Origin of the sequence: Glycomyces tenuis DSM 44171 (assembly GCF_000427885.1) — a bacterium.
Classification (GTDB): Bacteria; Actinomycetota; Actinomycetes; order Mycobacteriales; family Micromonosporaceae; genus Glycomyces; species Glycomyces tenuis.
Map to the genome: position 1 here is coordinate 1 of NZ_ATYW01000026.1, position 21,495 is coordinate 21,495.

Consider the following 21,495-nt stretch of genomic DNA (forward strand, 5'->3'; position numbering starts at 1 on the left):
ATGACATTCACGCACGCTATGCGATTCTGAGGCAACACGCCCAGGACCGTGATACGACGATCCCGCAAGGTCGGTCGTTCAAGGTTCTGCGGGCTTGTGTATGTGGTCTCACTGGTTTGTTTGGTGGTGAGAGCGGAAGTGGCACACCCGGTCCCATTCCGAACCCGGTCGTTACGGCTTCCAGCGCCGATGGTACTGCACCCGAGGGGGTGTGGGAGAGCAGGACACCGCCAAACATTGACATGACGCAAGGGCCCCCGCCAACAGCGGGGGCCCTTCGCCGTACTCCCCAGCGCACATGGCGGCACCGGCCCCCACGCGCAGTGGGGGCCTTTCGCATGCCTTCATTAGGCTGGTCCTTGATGCCAGCTGCGATCGGGGGAGGCCTGGTTCAATGCGACGGGGAATCTGCGTCAAATGCCGAAGCGACCATGTCTACGTGCTCGCCGGCAGAGCGGGCGGCTATTCGGAGGTTGAACTCGGCACCCGGTGGTCGCAAGAGTCATACCTGCACTTCTATGCATGCGCGGTCTGCGGGTACCTCGAGAGCTACATCAACCCCGACCGGCTCGACAAGGTCGTCAAGCACGGCCGACCGCTGCGGCCCTCGTAGGCGCAGCCTTGCCCGGGATCGGCCACAGCCGGAGCGGGCGTGCCGCCGCCCGAACGCTGTAGGATCTGCGCTGTGCCAGAGCAGCCGTTTCGCCGTGTGGGAATCTTCGGAGGGACGTTCGACCCCCCGCACCTCGGGCATCTCGTAGCCGCCAGCGAGGCGGCGATGCGGTGTGAGCTCGATGAGGTCGTCTTCGTTCCCGCCGGCGACCCCTGGCAGAAGAACCATCGGGCGATCACCGATGCCGCGGACCGGCTCGCGATGACCCGCCTCGCCGTCGAGCCCGATCCCCGCTTCCGGGTGAGCACCTGCGACATCGACCGGCCCGGCCACACCTACGCGATCGACACCGTCGCCGACGTCCGAGCCGAATACGGCTCCCAGATCGACCTCTACTTCATCATCGGCGCCGACTCCCTCGAGAACCTCCGCACCTGGCACCGCGTCGATGAGCTGTGCGAGGCCGTCAAGTTCATCGCCGTGAACCGGCCAGGGCATTCGCGGCGCGAAGTCGACGTCTCCTTCGGCATCGAGGTCGAATTCGTCGACGCGCCCGGTGTCGCCGTCTCCTCCAGCGAATGCCGCCGACGTGTCGCCGACGCCGAGCCGATCCGCTACCTGGTGCCCGACAGCGTCGACGGCTACATCGCCGAACACGGGCTTTACCGCAGCTGAACGGCTGCGGCGTGGCGCAGGCCTGATCGCGCGAAACAGAGAAGGTGTTGTCGGTCCGGACGTGTAAGACTAGAGCGGTACGCCGGAGAACACCGGCAGGATTCTCGTCGATAGGGGAGTACGTGACCGCAACCGACACCGCCAAGACCCTGGCGTTCTCCGCAGCGCAGGCGGCGGCCGACAGGAAGGCCCACGACATCAACCTGCGGGACGTCACCGAGAAGATAGCGCTCACCGACGTCTTCGTGATCGTCTCGGCGACGAACGAACGGCAGGTCAAGGCGATCGTCGACGCGGTGGAAGAGCGGCTCATCAAAGAGCACGACACCCGCCCGCTGCGCCGCGAGGGCAAGGGCGGAGGCGAGCAGTGGGTGCTGCTCGACTACGGCGAGATCGTCGTCCACGTCTTCCACCAGGAGGCACGCCAGTACTTCGGCCTCGACGGCCTCTGGAAGGACTGCCCCCAGATCCCCTTCACCGACGCCTCCGCGCCTCCGACGGACCGCTCAGAAGGCGACGAGGACCCCGAGGAGCAGCCGTGAACCGACTACTTGTGGTGCGGCACGGGCAGACGGCATGGAACCTGTCGGGCCGCATCCAGGGCTCCTCCGACATCGACCTCGACGAGACGGGCCGCGCCCAGGCCGCCGAGGCCGCACCGGCCATCGCCGCGTACGAACCGACCCGCATCATCTCCTCCGACCTGCGGCGGGCCGTCGACACCGCCCGCCCGGTCGCCGAGCTCACCGGCGTCGAGATCGAGCTGGACAAGCGCCTGCGCGAGCGCGGCTACGGCCCGTGGGAAGGGCTGACGATGCTCGAGATCGCCGAGCGGTTCCCCGACGACCACGCGCGCTGGCGCGCCCAGGAGCCGCTGCTCAACCCCGAGATCGAGACCTGGGGCGACCTCAAGCGCCGCACCGGCGAGGCCGTGCGCGACCTCGTCGAGTCCGAGTTCGAAGGCACCTCCATCCTGGTCTGCCACGGCGGTTCGGCTCGACAGATCGTCGGCGGTGTACTCGGATGGGACCACGGGCCCACCAGCGGCCTGTCGGGCATGGACAATGTGCACTGGGCCGATCTGCGGCAGATGAAGTCCGGGAAGTGGCGGATGTACGGCTACAACCTCGGCGTCACCGCACCGCACCTGGTCGGCTCCTCGCTGCTCGGGAAAGGCCAGCTGGCGGGCGACAAATCATAGCGGTGCAACCGCACCTCGATCCTGGACGTCGAATTCGCATGGATACACCGAAACTGCGCGTCAGACAGCTCACGAGGCTGACCGGTGCCGTGGCCGCCACCGGGTTCCTCATGGCCGCCGTGGTCGCCTGCGGATCGGGAGGCGGGAGCGGCGGAAGCGAGGATTCGCCGAATATCGTGGCGCCCACTGCCCCGGCGGTCTCTACCACCATCGAACTGACCGAACCCCTGCAGACCGAACCCGAGGTGACCGATATGCCCAGTGAGACCCCCTACCTGGACCCGTCCATGGGATCCTCGGACAAACCGACCTCTAACGCCGTGATGACCATCACCGGCACGATCGAGTCCGGCGTCGAATCGGGATGCCTGGTCATGACCTACAACGGCACTGTGTACGGCATCTTCGGCCAATACGACAAATCGGTCGTCTACGCGGGCGCCGAGGTGACCCTGCACGGGCACCTCGACCCGGGCATGATGTCGTTCTGCCAGCAGGGAACGCCGTTCGTGGTGGAGGAAGCCGAATCCGCCCGTTAGGTAATGTGGCCGGGTGACCGTCGCTGTCGTTACCGATTCCACCTCGGCGCTGCCCGAGCACCTACGTGCCGAGCAGAGCAACCTGACGGTGCTCGGCATCCCCGTGCTCATCGGCGGCCAGGAGTACCGCGAAGGCGAGGACATCGCCGCGGCCGCGATCCTCCAGGCGCTGCGCGAGCCGCGCACGACGGTGACGACGTCGCGGCTCTCCCCCGAGCTGCTGCGCGAGACCTACCGGCGGCTGCTCGACGAGGGCGCCACCGGCGTCGTGTCGGTGCACCTGTCGGGCAAGCTCTCGGGGACCGTGGCGGCGGCCGAGGCCGCCGCGGCCGGTTTCAGCGGGCGCGTCGCCGTCGTCGACTCACTCGGGGCCGGCATGGGCGTCGGCTTCCCCGTGCTCGCCGCGGCCGACACGGCCGACAAGGGCGGCGACGCACTCGAGTGCGCGGCCGCCGCGCAGGAGGCGATCGGCCGCACCACCACTTACTTCTACCTCGACACGCTCGAGTACCTGCGGCGCGGCGGCCGGATCAGCACCGCGAAGGCACTGGTGGGCACGGCCCTGTCGGTCAAGCCGATCCTCGGCGTCGACGACGGGCGCATCGACATGATCGAGAAGGTCCGCACCCCAACGCGGGGCCTCCAGCGCCTGGCGGCCCTGGCGGTGGGCGACGCCGGGGACGCCGAAGTCGAGATGACGGTGCACCACCTGGGCGCTGAACGGCGCGCCGAGGCCCTCGCGGGCTGGCTGCGCGAACGCTTCGGGGACCGCCTGCGGCGCATGGACGTGACCGAGGTGGGCGCGGCGATCGGCGCCCACTGCGGGCCTGGTCTCGTCGGCGTCATCACCCGCCGCCTGGCCTGAGCCGCGCAGGCCGGCGCATTATGACCGGCCAGAACGTGAACGTCCATGGAAACCACGGTTGTCCACAGGGTCGATCGAGTTATCCACAGGCGCGAAAATTGTCGAGTCACGCCCGTAACCTTCGCTCGTTGAGCCGGGTATGGACGTCAAAGATCCACCACAAGGCGCGGCCCTGGCCGCGAAGCTCCGACTCAAACTCGACGAGCTCGACGAGACGCAGCGGGTCTGCGAGGAGACCGTGAACATCGCCAGCGGCGAGGTCGACGGCGGCAAGACCGCACCAGTGCCGCTGTCGCTGCCGCCGCGTCGGCGGCAGATGACCGACCGCGTCGAGAAGATCCAGGCCAGACTCGGCCTGTCCCACGCCAACCGCTGGGTGCTGGCGGCGGTCGCGTTCGTCGTCGCGGCCGTCGGCCTGTTCGTCACGATCCTCGCCTGGCCCGAGTCGGAACCGACGGCGACGGCCGCGGCCGAACCGGCCGCTTCGGCCGCGGCGGCACCGGAGACGATCGTCGTCTCGGTCGCCGGGGCCGTGAACGAACCGGGGATCGTCGAGCTCGAGGAGGGGTCGCGCGTCGCCGACGCGATCGAGGCCGCCGGCGGCCTGAGCGACGGCGCCGACCTCGGATTCCTCAACCTGGCGCGCGTGGTCGCGGACGGCGACCTCGTCGCGGTCCCGGACGCCTCCGCCGAGACCGGCGAGGCGGGCGCCGCGCCGGGCGGCGGCGCGGCCGCGGGCGGCCTGGTCAACATCAACGTGGCCGACGAGGAGACGCTCGCGTCGCTGACGGGCATCGGGCCCGTCCTGGCCGAACGCATCATCGCCTACCGGGAGGAGAACGGCAGCTTCCAGTCGGTCGACGAACTGTCCGAAGTGCAAGGAGTCGGGCCGAAACTGCTGGAGCAGATCCGTGAGCAGGTGACCCTGTGAACGGCCGAAGCCGGTGCCGCGGGCCGCAAGTTCGCCACGCGCGGGAGCGGACGCCCGGGCGCGGCCGGGAGGTCCCGTGAGCGATCTGACCGGCCGCCACCTCGAATCCTCCGACGTCGTCCGCCGCGACTGGCGACTGCCCCTGGCGGCGATCGGCGCCTGGGCTGCGGCGCTCGGCGGCCTCTACGGCAGCACCGCCACCGGCGCTATCACCGCAGTGGGGTGCGCAGGGCTGCTCCTGGCGTGCCGCGGACGGCAGGGCCGAATCCGGGCCGCCGTCGCCACGGTCGCGTTCGGCGGTCTGCTCGCCTCCGCCGTCACTGCCGTGCACGTGGCCGTCCGCGACGACGACGCGCTGCGCCGCTTGACCGCCGCCGAAACCGGCGGCGAGGCCGAACTGGTGGTCGACACGGTTCCCAAACCGTCGGCGCGCAGTCCCGGCGTCTACACCGCCGAGGCGCACCTGCGCTCGTTCACGACCGAGACGCACACCGTGCGAGGCAACTGGCAGGTCTTCCTCGTCGCCAGCGGCGACGCCTGGGGGGAGGTGACCTCGGGTCAGCGGCTCACGGTCGCCGCCGCGGTCGAACAGGCCGAGCCCGGCAGCCTGACGGCCGCGGTGGTGAGCGCCCGAGGCCCCCCGGAGCTCGACGGCCGACCGTCCGCGCCGCACCGCCTGGCCGAGCACGTCCGCGAGCGCCTGGCGGAGGCCTCGGCCGCCGCGCCCGAACCCGAGGCGGGGCTGATCCCCGCACTCGCGGTGGGCGACACCTCCCGGATGGACCAGGAGCTCGCGGATGACTTCCGCACGACCGGCCTGGTGCACCTGGTGGTGGTCTCCGGCTACCACCTGAGCCTGGTGGTCGGGGCGGTCCTGGCCATGGCCCTGGCGCTGCGGGCCGGCCCGCGCGTGCGAGTGGCGGCGGGAGCCGTGGCGCTGGCGGGCATCGTGGTCATCGCGGGGCCGCAGCCGAGCGTGCTGCGGGCGGCGGTGATGGCCGGGATGACACTGCTGGCGCTCGCCGCCGGCCGGCCGAGAGCGGTGATGCCCGCCCTCGCGACGGCCGTGCTGGTGCTGATCCTGGCCGACCCGGACATGGCCTCCTCACTGGGGTTCGCGCTCTCGGTGGCCGCCTGCGCGGGCCTGGTGCTGCTGGCGTTCCGATGGGCCCGGCCGCTGGAGCACCGCGGCTGGCCGCAGCCGGTGGCTCTGGCGGTGACCATCCCGGCCGCGACGCAGGTGGCGGTCACGCCGCTGCTGGCGATGTTCGCAGGCGGGATCAGCCTGGTGTCGGTCCCGGTGAACCTGCTGGCGACGCTGGTGGCCGCGCCGGTGGTGGTGCTGTCGGTCGCCGCGGCGGCCGCCGCGGCGATCTGGCTCCCCGCCGGGGAGTGGTGCGCTCAGGCGGCGGCGATCCCCGCGCGGTGGCTGGTGTGGCTGGCGGAGACCGGCGCCGACGTGCCCGGCGCGGTGCTGCCGTGGCCCACCGGCGTGTGGTGGGGCCTGCTCGCCGGACTGGCCCTTGCGATCCTGATAGGACTGCTGCACGTGCGCCGGGTGCGGCGCCCGCTGCTGGCGGTGCTCGCCGCCGCGGCCTTGGGCACGATCCCCGCCTGCCTGCTCACCGACGGGCCGCCCTCGGGCTGGGTGGTGACGATGTGCGATGTCGGCCAAGGGGACGCGCTCGTGCTGCCCGCCGGCGACGCGGTGGTGGTCGTCGACGCCGGGCCGGACGCCACCGCGGTGGACGCCTGCCTGGACGGCCTCGGCGTCGAACGGGTGGCGCTGCTCGTGCTGTCCCACTTCCACGTCGACCACACGGCCGGGATCGACGGGGTGATGGACGGCAGAGCAGTGGACGCGATCCTCGCGCCGCCGCCCGGTGAGGCGCGGTACGGCTTCGACATGGTGGCCGAGCATGCCGGCGAGGTGCCGGTGATCGAGCCGGTGCCCGGCGAGGTCTACGAGTTCGGCGCGACGAAGGTGGAGGTGCTCTCGCCTCCGGAGCAGTTGCTGGCGGGGACGCGCTCGGACCCCAACAACAACTCGGTCGTGCTGCGCGCCGACGTGGCCGGGACGAGCGTGCTGCTCACCGGCGACGTGGAGCTCGAGGCGCAGCGGATGCTCCTCGACGCCGGACGCGAGCTCGACGTGGACGTGCTGAAAATGCCCCACCACGGTTCCTCGTTCCAAGTGCCGGAGTTCCTGGAGGCCGCCGACCCGGCCGTGGCGCTCGTCGGCGTCGGGGCGGGCAACGAGTACGGGCACCCCGACCCCGGGCCGCTGGCGCTGCTCGAGGACTCGGGGAGCCTGGTGTTCCGCACGGACCTGTCAGGCTCGATCACGGTGACGAGGGACGGTGACGCCTTTCGCGTGTCAACCGACGAGTGACGTGCCGGGGCACCGTTCGGGTGACAGGCCGCCGACCGCGTCCGCCGCGCTTGCGCAGCACAGCGACGCGGTGCGCGCGAGCGCGGCGCGGTGGAATCTGGGCCCGCGCTCCGAAACATGGAAGGATGGAGCCGTGGCTGCACTCCATCCGATCCTCCTGGTCTTGGGCGACGACGAATTCCTCACCGAGCGGGCCGCCGCCGAATACGTCGCGGCGGTGCGCGACGGGCTCCCGCCCACCGACCCGCCGCCGGTGGTCAACCGCGTCCCCGCCTCCGACCTCACCGCCGGCTCGCTCGTCGAACTGACGAGCCCCACCCTGTTCGGTGGTGCCGTGGTCGCGATCATCGAGTCCGCGCAGGACGCCGACAAGGACACCATCGCCGCCATCCTCGACTACGCCTCCCGGCCCGCGCCCGGCATTCACATGGCGGTGTGCCACAACGGCGGGAACAAGGGCAAGGCCCTCTCCGAAGGGCTCAAGAAGCTCGACGTCGAGCTGGTGCGGGCCTCCAAGATCAAGCGCCAGCCCGACCGGGTGGCGTTCGTGCGCGGTGAGCTGCGCGCCGCCGGGGCCTCGCCGCGCTCGGCCTCGGCCGAGATCGCCGACACCATCATCCAGGCCGTCGGCTCGGACCTGCGCGAACTGGCCTCGGCCTGCGCGCAGTTGGTGTCCGACACCGAGGGCAACATCACCGTCGACAGCGTCGCCCGCTACTACTCGGGGCGCGCCGAGGTCACCGGGTTCAGTGTCGCCGACGCGACCGTGGCCGGGAACGCCGGCGAGGCGCTCGGGGCGCTGCGCTGGGCCATGCAGATCGGCGTCGACCCGGTGCCCATCGCCGACGCTTTGGCGATGGCGGTGCGGAATCTGTCCCGAGTGGCCACTGAACGCGGCGGCGCGGGCCAGCTCGCCGGGCAGCTCGGCATGGCGCCCTGGCAGATCGACAAGGCCCGCCGTCAGGCCCGCAATTGGACCGTCGACGGCCTGGCCGAGGCGATGCGCATCTGCGCCAAGCTCAACGGTGACGTCAAGGGCGGCGTGGACGACCGGGCGTGGGCCTTGGAGCACGCGATCCTGGAGATCACGAGACTGAGCGAGGCCGGCGGCAGGGAGACGGGCGGGCGTGTCTGAGTATCGTCACGGCCGGGTGGCCCGGCCCCGGCGGCCTTGGTATTCGCGGGCGTTGCGGCTGCGGCATCTGTACCTGTCGCACGCGTGGTGCGTGGCGTTCTTCGAGGGGGCGATCGCGCTCGGGGTGCTGATGGCGCTCACGGAGCTCGTCTCGTGGTGGGTAGTGCCGGTGCTGCCGCTGGTGGTGGCGGCGATGGTGAAGCTCAACGACGTGATCGCGGGGGCGGTGGACCGCGGGAGCCGCTGAAAGGCATACCGGCTGTCCCGGGTACCCACCCGAACCCACCTTCGCGCCTACCTGAGAAATGACAACAGCGTCCCAAAGCGGTATGACACCCGGATGAGGGTGTGACAGTTCTGGCAGGGGCAGGTTTCGAACACCAGCGGACGAAACTGGGCAATACGGGGTGAAACGGTCCTGGAGAGTTCACTCGAAGGCGGGAACGAATCCGAATGGGACTCGCGGAACATGGCGAGGGCCCCGACGGTTCTCGAAACCCGTCGGGGCCCTCGCGTGAAGTTTTCGCAGTCGGGCGGCGCCTGGGATCAGGCGGCCTCGACCAGCTTGTTGTAGGCCGCGGCCATCTTCGACTTGCGCTGTGCGGCCTGGTTCTTGTGGATGACACCCTTCGAGGAGGCCTTGTCCAGCTCGCGGCTGGCGGCCTTCAGGTGGATCCCGGCGGCGTCGACGTCGCCGGTGGCCGCCGACTCACGGAACTTCCGGATGGCGGTCTTCAGCGACGACTTCACGGCCTTGTTGCGCATCCGGCGCTTCTCGTTCTGCCGGTTGCGCTTTTCCTTGGACTTAATGTTCGCCACGCGTGAAGCCTCAGTCTCGTGATCACTTGGTTCCTTACAAACCGCGTCGGGCGCAGGGCGCGCTCCGCGCGACTGCCAACGTTACCAGGAGCCGAGAAGGGCACACGGCCTGGCATCCTGACCGCGAGCCAGGTTACACCAGGTCGGGCGCGTCGCCCGCGCCCGGTCCGCCGGAACGCTCCGGCGGGCTCGCCCCGGCGGCGTCCGCCGGGCCCCGGGCCTCTCGCCGCAGCAGTTTCCGGCCCGCCAGCGCCGGCAGGAACACCGTGTCGACGATCTCCTCTATCGCCTCGTCCGGCACGGCTCCGGTGAGAATGAACTCGCTGCGCACCAAGTCGAACGGCAGCGTCTTGAGCCGTTCGTTCAGGTCCTCGGGCTCGATCTCGCCGCGCTCGGCGGCGCGCTTGAGCACCACGTCGGTCATGAGCGCCCGGAGGTGGCCGATGAGGTGCCTGAAGACCTTCTTGTTCACCTCGGGGTTGCGGACGACCTCGGTGAGGATCCCGAGCATCGGCTCGCGCCCGATGCTGAGCAGGCGCTGCCGCATGAGCTTGAGCAGGTTCACGGTGTCGTCGCGGAGCGTGCCGCCGTCGGGGACGGAATCGGCGTCCGGCAGCCGGTGCAGGGCGGTGTTGACCAGGAGCTCGACCCGGCTCGACCAGCGCCGGTACAGCACCGGCTTGCTGGTGCCGGCCCGCTTGGCGACGCGCTCCATGGTGACCGCGGCGAAGCCGCCCTCTTGGAGTTCGGCCCAGGTCGCTTCGAAGATCGCCCGTTCGAGTTCCTTGCCGCGGCGCCGGGTCCGGCCCTCCTGTGACATGCACACCCCCACTAGATACTTGCGGTTTCTTATGTTATACCTAGACGAGAGCTTAGATACGAGCCGTTTCTTACGGACGATTGGAAGCCGTCATGGAAACCACCGGAACGCCCACCCAGAACCGCACCCCCCTCGGCCGCGTCATCGGCCTCAGCCTCGGCCTGGCCGTCATCGTCAGCGTCGTCACCATCGCCTTCGCCTGGCCATCATCCAACACCGGCCCCGAGGACGTGCCCATCGCCGTGATCGGGCCGCCCGAGGCCGCCGAACAGGTCGCCGAGCGGCTCGACACCGCCCAGCCCGGCGGCTTCGACGTCGTCGAGGCGGCCGGCCCCGACGAGGCCGTCGAGATGATCGAGGAGCGCGAGGTCTACGCGGCCCTCGCCGTCGGCCCCGAGGGCGTCGACCTCTACACCGCGTCCGCCGCCTCGCCCGCCGTCGCGCGCCTGGTCGGCGGCATCGCCGAGCAGATCGCCGCCGGCATGGGCGAAGCGGCCGGACAGCCCGGCGCCGTCCAGGTCACCACCCAGGACGTCGTCCCGATGCCCGAGGACGACCCCAACGGCGCGGGCCTGGCCGCCTCGGCGCTGCCGATGGCCGCGGGCGGCATCATCGTCGCCGTGCTCATCGGCACGGCCGTGCGCGGCTCGGGCCGCCAGGCCACCGCCGCGATCCTCGGCCCGATCGCCGTCGGCGCCGCCGTCGCCGGAATCCTGTTCTGGCTCGGTTCGGTCGAAGGCGACTACTGGAGCGTCGCCGGAGCGATCACGCTGACGCTGCTCGCCGCCTCCTGGGCCGTCCTCGGCCTGAGCAAGCTGCTCGGCCGGGCCGGCACCGCCATAGGCGCCGTCCTGATCATGCTCGTCGGCAACCCGCTCTCGGGCCTGACCAGCGCCCCCGAGATGCTCCCGGCCCCGTGGGGCGAGATCGGCCAGTACCTGACGCCGGGCGCCGGGGCCACGCTGCTGCGCTCGGTCTCGTTCTTCGACGGCAACGGGGCGACCACGGCGGCCCTCGTCCTGGCCGCCTGGCTGGCCGGCGGGATCGTGCTGTACGTCATCGGCGCGGTCCGCTCCAGAGTGAGCGAGGTCGGCGCGGCCGAGTCCGAGCCGGTCGCCGCCTCCGTGTGACCCGATCCGACACCCACCGGCGCGATGCCGCCGCCCGAGGCCGTGACCAGTCGCGGCGCCGGGCGGCGGCATCGCCGCGTCCGGGGGCGTGGCGGGGGCGTCTTTCCTCATCGGGTGCGCGGCCCGTCCGCGGTTCGTAAGGCAGAATTGGAGCGCCCGCCCCACACGGGCAGTGCCGGTTCACGGCTCGCGAGTTTCGCCGAAAAGGAAGGCCAACGTGACGAACGCGCCAGGTTCGACCGCTCCGGAGTCGATCCGGAACTTCTGCATCATCGCGCACATCGACCACGGCAAGTCGACGCTGGCCGACCGCATGCTGCAGATCACCGAGGTCGTCGACGCCCGCAAGATGCGCGAGCAGTACCTCGACCGGATGGACATCGAACGCGAGCGCGGCATCACCGTCAAGTCGCAGGCCGTGCGGATGCCGTGGACGGCCCGCTCCGGCGAGGCCGAGGGCGGCCGCTTCGTGCTCAACATGATCGACACGCCCGGCCACGTGGACTTCACCTACGAGGTCTCGCGGTCCCTGGCCGCCTGCGAGGGCGCGGTCCTGCTCGTCGACGCCGCCCAGGGCATCGAGGCGCAGACCCTCGCGAACCTGTACCTGGCGATGGGCAACGACCTGACGATCATCCCGGTGCTCAACAAGATCGACCTGCCCTCGGCCGACCCGGACCGGTACGCCGAGGAGCTGGCGAACCTCATCGGCTGCGAGCCCGAAGACGTCTTCCGCGTCTCGGGCAAGACCGGTGAGGGCGTCGCCGAACTGCTCGACGCGATCGTCGAGCAGATCCCGGCCCCGACCGGCGACGCGGACGCGCCGCCGCGCGCGCTGATCTTCGACTCGGTCTACGACGTCTACCGCGGCGTGGTCACCTACATCCGCGTGGTCGACGGGAAGCTCAACGCCCGCGACCGGATCCGCATGATGTCGACCAGGGCCGACCACGAGCTGCTGGAGATCGGCGTCATCAGTCCCGAGCCGGCCGCCGGCAAGGCGCTCGCGGCCGGGGAGGTCGGCTACCTCATCACCGGCGTCAAGGACGTGCGCCAGTCGAAGGTCGGCGACACCGTCACCAACGCGAAGGCCCCGGCCCAGGCGGCGCTGCCGGGCTACACCGAGGCGAAGCCGATGGTGTTCTCCGGGCTCTACCCGATCGACGGCTCCGACTACGGGAACCTGCGCGAGGCGCTCGACAAGCTCCAGTTGAACGACGCGGCGCTCCAGTTCGAGCCCGAGACCTCGGCGGCGCTCGGCTTCGGCTTCCGCGTCGGCTTCCTGGGCCTGCTGCACCTGGAGATCATCCGCGAGCGGCTCGAGCGCGAGTTCAACCTCGACCTGATCTCGACGGCCCCGAACGTGGTCTACCAGGTGACGATGGAGGACGGCGAGCAGATCGAGGTCACCAACCCCTCGGAGTTCCCCGAAGGGAAGATCTCGCAGATCACCGAGCCGATCGTCAGGGCCACGGTCCTGACGCCCACCGAGTACATCGGGGCGGTCATGGAGCTGTGCCAGTCGCGGCGCGGCGTCCAGGAGGGCATGGACTACCTCTCGACCGACCGCGTCGAGATCCGCTACACGCTGCCGCTGGCCGAGATCGTGTTCGACTTCTTCGACCAGCTGAAGAGCCGCACGAAGGGCTACGCCTCGCTCGACTACGAGATCGAGGGCTCGCAGAGCGCCGACCTGGTGAAGGTGGACATCCTCCTCCAGGGCGAGCGCGTGGACGCCTTCGCCGCGATCGTCCACAGGGACCAGGCGTACGCCTACGGCGTCAAGCTCGCCGAGCGGCTCAAGAAGCTCATCCCGCGCCAGCAGTTCGAAGTGCCGATCCAGGCCGCGATCGGCTCGCGCATCATCGCCCGCGAGAACATCCGCGCGCTGCGCAAGGACGTCCTGGCCAAGTGCTACGGCGGCGACATCTCCCGCAAGCGCAAGCTCCTGGAGAAGCAGAAAGAGGGCAAGAAGCGGATGAAGACCGTCGGGCGCGTCGAGGTTCCCCAGGACGCCTTCATCGCCGCCTTGAGGACCGACGAGAACTAGGCTCAGGGCCGCCTGAGCGGAAGTCCGCCGAGCCGGGCGGCTCGGCGTCCCTCAGGCGGCCCCGAAGGCCTAGAGGCCGTCGTCGGCGTTCTCGTCGGAGCCGGCGAACGGGTCGGTCGAATGCGTCGACATCGACGGGTCCACCGGCCGGTCGTAGGTCTGGTGCAGGGCGCGGTCGCCGTCGGCGATGGTGTACGAGCGGCGGATGTGCGCCGGGGAGTCCTGCTCGGTCACGAGCGGGACGACCTGGAAGTCCACATCGATCTGCTCGGGCGTGATCGTCGTGTGCACCCACCCGCGCTGGGCGTTGCGGAACTTGATGTGCGGGTTGATCAGCAGTGCCTCGTTGTCCTCGGGCACCGAGTCGACGCCGTTGCCGCCGGAGGTGATCGAGGTGGTCACCAGCTCCACGCCCACCCGCTCCGAGTCCGGGTCCTCGAAGTCGGCCAGCAGCTCGGAGGCCCAGTGGGTGTGCACGTCGCCGGTGAGGACCACCGGGTTGCGCACGCCGGCGTCCAGCCAGCCCTGGACGATCCGCTCCCTGGAGGCGGTGTAGCCGTCCCAGCCGTCCATGCTGGTGCGCAGCACCGGCCCGGCGTCGGCGTCGCGCTGCGCGAAGAACACCTGCTGGCCGATGACGTCCCAGCGGGCGGTCGAGGACCTGAAGCCGTCGATGAGCCACTCCTCCTGCGCGTCGCCGGTGATCGAGCGCTTCTCGTCCCAGGCCTCGGCGCAGTCGTCGTTCCAGCCGTCGCCGCAGGCCTGGTCGTCGCGGTACTGGCGCGTGTCGAGCATGTGGAAGCGCGCGAGCTGCCCCCATTCGACGCGCCGGTACAGCTGCATGTCGATGCCGACCGGCACCGAGGAGCGGCGCAGCGGCATGTTCTCCCAGTACGCCTGGAACGCGGCCGCGCGCCTGGCCAGGAAGTCCGCGGCGTCGGGGGTGTCGGAGCCGGCCTCGGGGACCTCGTCGGCCCAGTTGTTCTCGGTCTCGTGGTCGTCCCACACCACCAGCCACGGCGCGATCGCGTGCGCGGCCTGGAGGTCGGCGTCGCTCTTGTACTGGGCGTGGCGCTGCCGGTAGTTCGCGAGGGTCACCGTCTCGGGGCCCTCGTGGTCGCGGACGTTCCCGTCGGGGGAGTTGTACACGTCCTTCTTGTACTCGTACTGGTAGTCGCCGAGGTGGAGGATGAGGTCGGGGGAGGACTCGGCCATGTGCCGGTAGGCGGTGAAGTAGCCGTGCTCGTACTGCGAGCAGGAGGCGAACGCCATGCGCAGCTGCTCGGGCATCGCGCCGGGGGCGGGGGCGGTGCGGGTCCGCGCGGCATGCGAGACCCACCGGCCGACCTTGAACCGGTAGTAGTACTCGGTGTCGGGCTCCAGGCCGCTCAGCTCGACGTGGACGCTGTGGCCCTGCTCGGGGCGGGCCTGCTCGTGGCCGGAGGCGACGCGGCGGCGGAAGCGCTCGTCGCTCGCGAGCTCCCATTTGACGTCGAAGGCGGCGTCGGGCATGCCGCCCATGCCGTCCTCGGCGAGCGGCTCGGTGGCCAGGCGGGTCCACAGGACCACGCCGTCGGAGGTGGGGTCGCCGGAGGCGACGCCGAGGGTGAAGGGGTCGCGCTTGACGGTGTGGTGGCGGCGCTCCTCGGCCCAGGCGGTGGCGGGCACGGTGGCCGCGGCGGCCGCCGAGGACGCGAGCAGGATCCGACGTGAAACGTGCATGGAGACCTCGTTTGCGGGGGGAGTGGTCGGATGGACCCACTCAGCCCAGCAACCGCAGTTGCACCAGCCGGAACACGCGGATAGCGACCCGGTGAACCGGGGGCGAATACTGCTGAATGCCGACAAGCCGAATACGGCGACGCTAATCGGATCGAAAGGCCTCTGATCGGTTACTCGGGAGTATTCACGGTGATAGCCACCAGGGACGCCTCTGCGGCGGCCACCTCGGCGACCTCGCCGTCGGGCGTGATCCAGCCGTCCTCGCCGGGCTCCCAGCGCATCCCGGCGTACTCGACCGAGACGATGTCGTACTCATAGGACTTCGCGACGGCCCACGAGGCCCGGTTCCAGCCCGCGGTCGCGTCGTCGGCGCCTATGGTGACGACCTGGCCTTCGACGCCCGCGACCTCGACGCCCCACTGGTAGGCGTACGCCTCGGCGAGCGCGTCGGTGTCGGTCGAGTCCGCCTCGTCCTCACCGGCGATGCACGAGGCCCCGGCCTCCTCGCCGCCGGCGAACGCCGCGGCGACGGCGAGCCCCTCGTCCTCCCACTGCGCGTACAGGTCCGGGTAGGCGCTGACCTGCACGGCCTGCGCGGCGTCGCCGATCGCCATGTCCTGCCAGCCGTCGATGCGGCGCAGCTTCTCGTAGAACTTGAACGACGCGTAAACGGGATCGAGGATCTCCTCTTCGGTGCCCCAGCCGACGCTGGGCCGCTGCTGGAACAGCCCGAGCGAGTCGTGGTCGCCGTAGTCGACGTTGGACAGCTTCGACTCCTGGAAGGCCGTGGCGATCGCGACCGCGACGGCCCGCTCGTCCATCCCGTCGCGCAGCCCGACGGCGGCGATGGTGGAGGCGTGGTAGGTCTGCTCGGCGGTCAGGTGCAGCGGCTCCTCGGCGTGGCCGATGAAGCAGCCGGTCGGTGTCGGGGAGAGCAGCTCGTCGGCGGCCTCGGAGCAGCCGGTGGCGAGACCGGCCGCGAGCACCAGTGCGAGCGCGGTGGAGACGGGACGCAAGGGACCTCCGGTCTGGTCGGGGGCCACCTAATCTACCCAGGAGGGTGCGCGCTTCTCAATGAACGAACGGACCCCTTCGCGTCCCTCATCGGAGAAGAAGTACTCGGCCGTCAGGGCCGCGGCCTCCCGCAGCCGCTCGCGGAGGTCCGCAGTGGCGGTGAGGGCCTTGATGCCCGCCTGCGCGCCGGGGCCGCCCGCCAGCAGCCGCTCGACCGTCTCGGCCTGATGCCGGTCGACCGAGCCCGCGGTCGCGGCCGTGCTGACCAGGCCCCAGTGGGTGGCCTCCACGGCCGTGAAGGACTCGCCGGTGAGGAACAGCCGACGCATCAGGCCCGGATCGAGCTTGCGCGCCACGACCGGGCCGATCACGGCCGGGACGACACCGAGCCTGACCTCGCTGAACGCCAGCTGCGCCGAGCCGTCGCAGACGACGAGGTCGGCGGCGGCCAGCAGCCCCATCCCGCCGCCCTTCGCGGCGCCCTTGGCGACGGCCACCACCGGTTTGGGGGCCTCGCACAGGTCGGCGAGCAGCTCGGCCAGGTGCGCGGCCGGGAGCTCCTCGAGGCCGCTCGCGGCCGCCGACTCCCGCAGGTCGGCGCCGGCGCAGAACACCGGCCCGGCGTGGTCGAGGACGATCACGCGGACCGTCTCGTCGGCGACCGCGTCGGCCAGCGCCTCCCGCAGCTGCGCGATCATCCGCGTCGAGAGGGCGTTGCGCCGCTCGGGCGCGTCGAGGGTTATCGACGCCACCTTCCTCGCGGGCCAGTACTTGATGAGAGCATCGTTGCCGTCCACGCCAGTACCGTAGTCGGCGTGTCCGTCGAAGCCATAGCCGCCGCCGCGAAATCGCCCGAGACCGCCCGAGAGGGTTTCGGGTTCTATGTGCACGTCCCGTTCTGCGTCTCGCGCTGCGGTTACTGCGACTTCAACACCTACACCGCCGCGGAGCTTGGGCGCGGAGAATTCAGCGTTCCCTCCGGTTCGGGTGGTGGTGGGCGACGGGTGGGCGTCTCCCGGGAGACGTACGCCGGGATCGTGCGCGCCGAGATCCGGGCCGCCGCCGCGATGTTCGAGGCGGTCCCGCGGGTCGACACCGTGTTCTTCGGCGGCGGCACCCCCACGCTCCTGCCCGCCTCGGACCTGGCCGCGATCCTCGCCGAGATCGACGCCGCCTTCGGCCTCGCCCCCGGCGCGGAGGTGACGACCGAGGCCAACCCCGAGTCGGTCGACGCCTCTTATCTGGCCGAACTGCACGACTCGGGCTTCAACCGGCTCTCGGTCGGGATGCAGTCGACCGCGCCGCACGTGCTGAAGGTCCTCGACCGCGAGCACTCCCCGGCCAAGGCCCTCGCCGCCGTCGACCACGCCCGCCAGGCCGGCTTCGAGCACGTCAGCCTCGACCTGATCTACGGCACGCCCGGCGAGACCGAGGCCGACTTCGCCGCGAGCCTGGCCGCCGCCGCAGGCTCCGGCGCGGACCACGTCTCGGCCTACGCCCTCATCGTCGAGGACGGCACCCGGCTGGCCCGGCGCATCCGCTCCGGGCAGGTGCCCCAGCCCTCCGACGACGTCGCCGCCGACCGCTACCTGGCGGCCGAGGCGGCCCTGTCCGAGGCCGGCTTCTCCTGGTACGAGGTCTCCAACTGGGCGAAGACGCCCGAGGCGCGCTGCCGCCACAACCTCCTGTACTGGGAGGGCGGGCACTGGTGGGGCGCCGGGCCCGGCGCCCACTCGCACCTGCCGGGCGTGCGCTGGTGGAACCACAAGCACCCCTCCACGTACGCCGCCGCGCTCGCCGAGGACATTCCGCTCGCCGGGTGTGAAATCCTCTCCAGTGACGAAGCGTATCTGGAGCGAATTCTGCTCCGAACGCGACTCAGTGTCGGATTGCCGGTATCGTGGCTGCGTACCGATGGAGCGGCGGCCGCACAGCAGGTCGTCGCGGACGGCCTCGCCGTCATCGAGGGCGGCCGCCTACTCCTCACCTTGCGCGGCCGTCTGCTCGCCGACGCGGTCGTGAGGGAACTCACGGCTTAGCGCGGCACCGACCGACAGCCCGACAGCCGGAGCCCGCACCTATGCACCACTCACGCCCGACCAGCCGCCAACTGCCCCGCCGAGGCGTCCTCGCCGGGGCGGCCGCAGGCATCGCCCTGACCGCCGCCGCCTGCTCCGAAGAAGAGGAGCCCCCGGTCGACGACGGCGGCGTCGGCGCGGCCGAGGAGTCCCCCTCGCCCTCGCCCTCCCCCGAGCCGCCCCGCTCGATCACCATCACCCACGTCGGCGACACCATGCCCGGCTCCCACCCGGACAACATGCCCTCCGACGAGGGCGCGAGCTTCTTCGACGGCGTCGTCGAGGAGCTCACCGGCGACGTCGTGATCGCCAACCTGGAAGGCGCCCTCTCCACCCTCGAATTCGACAAGTGCGGCGGCTGCGACGCCTACTACTTCCGGCTGCCCGGCGAGTACGCCCAGGTCTTCGCCGACGCCGGCTTCCACGTGCTCAACCAGGCCAACAACCACGGCTGGGACGCTGGCCCCGACGGCGCCGTCGAGACACAGGAGGCCGTCCGCGACGCCGGCATGGAACTCGCCGGCGTCAAGGACGAGGTCGCCTACGTCGAACTCGACGGCCTGACCGTCGGCATCGTCGGCTTCGCGCCCTACACCTTCTACACCGACGTGCGCGACCTCGACGCGGTGTCCGCGCTCGTCGCCGAGGCCAAGTCCCAGGCCGACCTGGTCGTCGCCACCGCGCACCTCGGCGCCGAGGGCTCCGACCAGATGCACACCCCCGAAGGCACCGAGACGTACTACGGCGAGGACCGCGGCGACACCCGCGCCTTCGCCCGCACCTGCGTCGACGCCGGCGCCGACCTCGTCATCGGCCACGGCCCGCACGTCCTGCGCGGCATGGAGCTCTACAACGGCAAGCTCATCGCCTACTCCCTGGGCAACTTCGGCGGCGGCCAGAATCTGTTCAGCACCGACGGGCCGCTCGGCGTCGCCGGGATCCTCAAGGTGACCATCAGCGCAGAGGGCGTCATCGAAGGCGGCACGCTCGTGCCCACCGTGATGGACGACAACGGCTACCCGCTGCTCGACCCCGACGGCGAGGCGATCGGCACGATCAACGACCTCGCCGGCGACTTCGGCGAGAACGCGGTCACGCTCGACGACGACGGCGCGCTCGTCCTCCCCGCCGCCTGAGGCCGCACTCCCAGTGGGCACCCGCCGGATCCGGCCTCGCCCCGATTCGGCGGGCACCCATTAGACTGGCACTCCGAGACCGGGAGTGCCAAACTTGAGTCCGGTCGGGTAAAGGCGCGACGGGAGAACGAAGGGACGTGGCAGCGATGGACGATCGCAAACTCGAAGTGCTGCGTGCCATCGTCGAGGACTACGTCGCCACCCAGGAGCCGGTGGGCTCGAAGGCGGTGGCGCAGCGCCACGCCCTCGGCGTCTCCGCGGCGACCATCCGCAACGACATGGCCTACCTCGAGGACGCCGGCTACATCCACCAGCCGCACACCTCGGCCGGACGCATCCCCACCGACAAGGGCTACCGGCTGTTCGTCGACCGGCTCGGCAAGATCAAGCCGCTGTCGGCCGCCGAGCGCCGCGCCGTCCACCGCTTCCTCGCCGAGGCGATCGACCTCGACGACGTCGTCACCCGCACGGTCCGGCTGCTGTCCCAGCTGACCCACCAGGTCGCCGTCGTCCAGTACCCCAGCCTGAACCGCTCGACGGTGCGCCACCTCGAACTCGTCTCGCTCGGCCCCACCCGGGTCATGCTCGTCATGATCACCGACACCGGCCGCGTCGAGCAGCGCCAGCTCGAACTGCCCGCCGAGCTCGCCGAGGACGACATCCTCGAACTGCGTCGGCTCATCAACGAGCAGCTCCAGGGCAAGCCCCTGGCGGACGCGCCGCGCATCATCGGCGACCTCGCCGAACTGGCCCGGCCCGAGCTGCGCTCCTCGGCCTCGGCGCTGGCGCGGGTCCTGCTGGAGACCGTCGTCTCCCGCACCGACGAGCGCGTCGCCGTCGCCGGCGCCGCCAACCTCACCCGCCACTCGGCCTACTTCGCCGGATCGCTGCGGCCCATCCTCGAAGCACTCGAGGAGCAGGTCGTCCTCATGCAGCTGCTCGGCCGGGCCGACTCGGGCCCGATGCTGACCGTCCGCATCGGCGACGAGAACGGCATCGACGACTTCCGCGAGACCGCGGTCGTCACCGCCGGGTATGGCCCCGGCGCCGTGGTCGGGCACATGGGCGTGCTCGGCCCCACCCGCATGGACTACCCGGGCACCATCGCGGCCGTGCGGGCCGTGGCCCGCTACGTCTCAGAGATTTTGGAACAGAACCGCTGACAAGGGACTATGAGAGCGCACGTGGCTAAGGACTACTACGGCATCCTCGGTGTCGAGAAGAACGCCTCCGAGGACGAGCTGAAGAAGGCGTACCGGAAACTGGCGCGCAAGTACCACCCCGACGTCAGCGACGAACCCGACGCCGGAGAGCGGCTCCAGGAGATCAACGCCGCCTTCGAGGTCCTCATGGACCCCCAGAAGCGCGCCATCGTCGACGCCGGCGGCGACCCGTACGACCGGATGGCCGGCGGCGGAGCCGGAGCCGGCCCGTTCATGGGCTTCGAGGACATCATGGACGCCTTCTTCGGCGGCTCCATGGGCGGCTTCGGGCGCCGCGGCCCGCGCTCGCGCACCCGCCCCGGCAACGACGCGCTGCTGCGCCTCGACCTCGACCTCGAGGAGGTCGCCTTCGGCACCGAGTCGACCCTGACCGTCGACACCGCGATCGTGTGCGACGAGTGCGAGGGCTCGTGCACCGAAGGCGACGCCGAACCGCAGACGTGCACCACCTGCGGCGGCTCGGGCGAGGTCCAGGTCGTGCAGCGCACGATCCTCGGCCAGGTCCGCACCGCCCGGCCCTGCTCGGCGTGCTCGGGCTACGGCACCATCATCACCGACCCGTGCCGCAAGTGCGGCGGCGAGGGCCGCGTGCGCTCGCGGCGGCGCATCACCGTCAAGGTGCCCGCGGGCGTCGAGGACGGCATGCGGATCCGCCTCTCCGGCGAAGGCGAGGTCGGCCCCGGCGGCGGCCCCGCAGGGGACCTGTACGTGGAGGTCCACGAGAAGCCCCACGAGGTGTTCACCCGCGAGGGCTCGGACCTGCGCTGCCGTGTCCGCGTACCGATGACGCAGGCGGCCCTGGGCACCAAGCTGAACGTCCACACCCTCGACGCCAAGGTCGAGGTCGAGGTCGCGCCGGGCACTCAGCCGGGCACCGTGAAGAAGGTCCGCGGCCAGGGCGTGCCGAAGCTGCGCGGCGGCGGCACCAGGGGCGACCTGTTCGTCGAGCTCGACGTGCGCACGCCCACCAAGCTCGACACCGAGCAGGAAGAGCTGCTCAAGAAGCTCGCCACGCTCCGCGACGAGGAGATTCGCGAGGTCAAGACCGGTTCGGGTTTTTTCTCGAGGATGCGTGACGCCTTCAACGGACACGCGTAGCGGGGAAGTTGAACAGGGGTACGGCAACGGACACGCGCAGGTCTGCTTAGACTG

General features: G+C 70.8%; 21 protein-coding genes and 1 rRNA gene. 17 read left to right on the forward strand and 5 right to left on the reverse strand.

All coding sequences use genetic code 11. The annotated features are described in order from the left end of the window. Positions 1-119: 119 nt before the first annotated feature. The 11 genes from rrf to YWW_RS32445 all read left to right on the forward strand — a co-directional run bounded on the left by rrf (position 120) and on the right by YWW_RS32445 (position 8,598). Positions 120-236: ribosomal RNA gene (rrf, locus tag YWW_RS0122755) — 5S ribosomal RNA — on the forward strand. Positions 237-439: 203 nt separating this feature from the next. Then, on the forward strand, positions 440-613 hold the full coding sequence (locus YWW_RS36210) for a hypothetical protein (protein WP_155830345.1): 174 nt from the start codon (positions 440-442) through the stop codon (positions 611-613). A 96-nt stretch (positions 614-709) separates the two neighbouring features. Continuing rightward, entirely contained in the window at positions 710-1,288 is a 579-nt protein-coding gene (nadD, locus tag YWW_RS0122765; RefSeq protein ID WP_245595493.1) for a nicotinate-nucleotide adenylyltransferase, read from the forward strand. A gap of 122 nt (positions 1,289-1,410) precedes the next feature. Then, positions 1,411-1,830, forward strand: coding sequence for a ribosome silencing factor (rsfS, locus tag YWW_RS0122770; RefSeq protein WP_026931915.1), 420 nt, complete (start codon positions 1,411-1,413; stop codon positions 1,828-1,830). After that, the gene (locus YWW_RS32425; protein WP_162145986.1) at positions 1,827-2,489 is read left to right on the forward strand and encodes a histidine phosphatase family protein; all 663 of its coding nucleotides are present in this window, start codon (positions 1,827-1,829) and stop codon (positions 2,487-2,489) included. Before rsfS ends, YWW_RS32425 begins: the two co-directional genes overlap by 4 nt. 2 nt (positions 2,490-2,491) lie before the next feature. Then, on the forward strand, positions 2,492-3,028 hold the full coding sequence (locus YWW_RS34475; protein WP_155830346.1) for a hypothetical protein: 537 nt from the start codon (positions 2,492-2,494) through the stop codon (positions 3,026-3,028). 13 nt (positions 3,029-3,041) lie between these two features. Then, entirely contained in the window at positions 3,042-3,893 is an 852-nt protein-coding gene (locus tag YWW_RS0122785) for a DegV family protein (RefSeq protein ID WP_026931916.1), read from the forward strand. Between the two features lie 139 nt (positions 3,894-4,032). Beyond that, positions 4,033-4,824 (forward strand): helix-hairpin-helix domain-containing protein, encoded by a 792-nt coding sequence (locus YWW_RS34480; RefSeq protein ID WP_051326209.1) that lies wholly within the window; start codon positions 4,033-4,035, stop codon positions 4,822-4,824. A 76-nt stretch (positions 4,825-4,900) separates the two neighbouring features. Further along, positions 4,901-7,216: a ComEC/Rec2 family competence protein gene (locus YWW_RS32440; protein WP_051326210.1), complete on the forward strand. Its 2,316-nt coding sequence runs from the start codon at positions 4,901-4,903 to the stop codon at positions 7,214-7,216. A 133-nt stretch (positions 7,217-7,349) separates the two neighbouring features. Then, on the forward strand, positions 7,350-8,351 hold the full coding sequence (holA, locus tag YWW_RS0122800; RefSeq protein WP_035701816.1) for a DNA polymerase III subunit delta: 1,002 nt from the start codon (positions 7,350-7,352) through the stop codon (positions 8,349-8,351). Then, positions 8,344-8,598, forward strand: coding sequence for a hypothetical protein (locus YWW_RS32445; protein WP_155830347.1), 255 nt, complete (start codon positions 8,344-8,346; stop codon positions 8,596-8,598). Before holA ends, YWW_RS32445 begins: the two co-directional genes overlap by 8 nt. A gap of 299 nt (positions 8,599-8,897) precedes the next feature. Here the strand turns inward: YWW_RS32445 and rpsT are convergent, their stop codons facing one another. Both rpsT and YWW_RS32450 read right to left on the reverse strand, forming a co-directional pair. Next, positions 8,898-9,170 (reverse strand): 30S ribosomal protein S20, encoded by a 273-nt coding sequence (gene rpsT / locus YWW_RS0122810; protein WP_026931918.1) that lies wholly within the window; start codon positions 9,168-9,170, stop codon positions 8,898-8,900. 133 nt (positions 9,171-9,303) lie between these two features. Continuing rightward, positions 9,304-9,990, reverse strand: coding sequence for a TetR/AcrR family transcriptional regulator (locus tag YWW_RS32450; protein WP_051326212.1), 687 nt, complete (start codon positions 9,988-9,990; stop codon positions 9,304-9,306). Positions 9,991-10,082: 92 nt separating this feature from the next. Between YWW_RS32450 and YWW_RS0122820 the strand changes: the two genes are divergently transcribed. Both YWW_RS0122820 and lepA read left to right on the forward strand, forming a co-directional pair. Continuing rightward, positions 10,083-11,120: a hypothetical protein gene (locus YWW_RS0122820; RefSeq protein ID WP_026931919.1), complete on the forward strand. Its 1,038-nt coding sequence runs from the start codon at positions 10,083-10,085 to the stop codon at positions 11,118-11,120. Between the two features lie 217 nt (positions 11,121-11,337). Further along, the gene (gene lepA, locus YWW_RS0122825) at positions 11,338-13,170 is read left to right on the forward strand and encodes a translation elongation factor 4 (protein WP_026931920.1); all 1,833 of its coding nucleotides are present in this window, start codon (positions 11,338-11,340) and stop codon (positions 13,168-13,170) included. Positions 13,171-13,239: 69 nt separating this feature from the next. On the opposite strand, the gene YWW_RS32455 is transcribed toward lepA, so the two are convergent. The 3 genes from YWW_RS32455 to YWW_RS37020 all read right to left on the reverse strand — a co-directional run bounded on the left by YWW_RS32455 (position 13,240) and on the right by YWW_RS37020 (position 16,703). Next, positions 13,240-14,892 (reverse strand): alkaline phosphatase D family protein, encoded by a 1,653-nt coding sequence (locus tag YWW_RS32455; protein WP_081687694.1) that lies wholly within the window; start codon positions 14,890-14,892, stop codon positions 13,240-13,242. A 170-nt stretch (positions 14,893-15,062) separates the two neighbouring features. Then, on the reverse strand, positions 15,063-15,908 hold the full coding sequence (locus YWW_RS36215) for a hypothetical protein (protein WP_155830348.1): 846 nt from the start codon (positions 15,906-15,908) through the stop codon (positions 15,063-15,065). Between the two features lie 27 nt (positions 15,909-15,935). Beyond that, positions 15,936-16,703, reverse strand: a complete 768-nt coding sequence (locus tag YWW_RS37020; RefSeq protein ID WP_026931921.1) for an enoyl-CoA hydratase-related protein — start codon at positions 16,701-16,703, stop codon at positions 15,936-15,938. An 18-nt stretch (positions 16,704-16,721) separates the two neighbouring features. Here YWW_RS37020 and YWW_RS32465 point away from each other — a divergent pair, with 18 nt between their 5' ends. From YWW_RS32465 to dnaJ, 4 genes are all read left to right on the forward strand, one after another. Next, a complete protein-coding gene (locus YWW_RS32465; protein ID WP_051326214.1) occupies positions 16,722-17,945 on the forward strand; it encodes a coproporphyrinogen-III oxidase family protein in 1,224 nt (407 codons plus the stop codon). Between the two features lie 41 nt (positions 17,946-17,986). After that, positions 17,987-19,120, forward strand: coding sequence for a CapA family protein (locus YWW_RS32470; RefSeq protein ID WP_051326215.1), 1,134 nt, complete (start codon positions 17,987-17,989; stop codon positions 19,118-19,120). Between the two features lie 146 nt (positions 19,121-19,266). Next, entirely contained in the window at positions 19,267-20,283 is a 1,017-nt protein-coding gene (gene hrcA / locus YWW_RS0122855; protein ID WP_035701813.1) for a heat-inducible transcriptional repressor HrcA, read from the forward strand. A 21-nt stretch (positions 20,284-20,304) separates the two neighbouring features. Beyond that, complete coding sequence (dnaJ, locus tag YWW_RS0122860) at positions 20,305-21,441, forward strand: molecular chaperone DnaJ (protein WP_026931923.1); 1,137 nt, start codon at positions 20,305-20,307, stop codon at positions 21,439-21,441. The last annotated feature ends 54 nt before the right edge of the window (positions 21,442-21,495 follow it).

Coding starts and splice junctions, on each gene's coding strand:
- YWW_RS34480 (WP_051326209.1), top strand. CDS start 4,033: ATGGACGTCAAAGATCCACCACAAGGCGCGGCCCTGGCCGCGAAGCTC.
- YWW_RS32450 (WP_051326212.1), bottom strand. CDS start 9,990: ATGTCACAGGAGGGCCGGACCCGGCGCCGCGGCAAGGAACTCGAACGG.
- YWW_RS0122820 (WP_026931919.1), top strand. CDS start 10,083: ATGGAAACCACCGGAACGCCCACCCAGAACCGCACCCCCCTCGGCCGC.
- YWW_RS32455 (WP_081687694.1), bottom strand. CDS start 14,892: ATGCACGTTTCACGTCGGATCCTGCTCGCGTCCTCGGCGGCCGCCGCG.
- YWW_RS32470 (WP_051326215.1), top strand. CDS start 17,987: ATGCACCACTCACGCCCGACCAGCCGCCAACTGCCCCGCCGAGGCGTC.
- hrcA (WP_035701813.1), top strand. CDS start 19,267: ATGGACGATCGCAAACTCGAAGTGCTGCGTGCCATCGTCGAGGACTAC.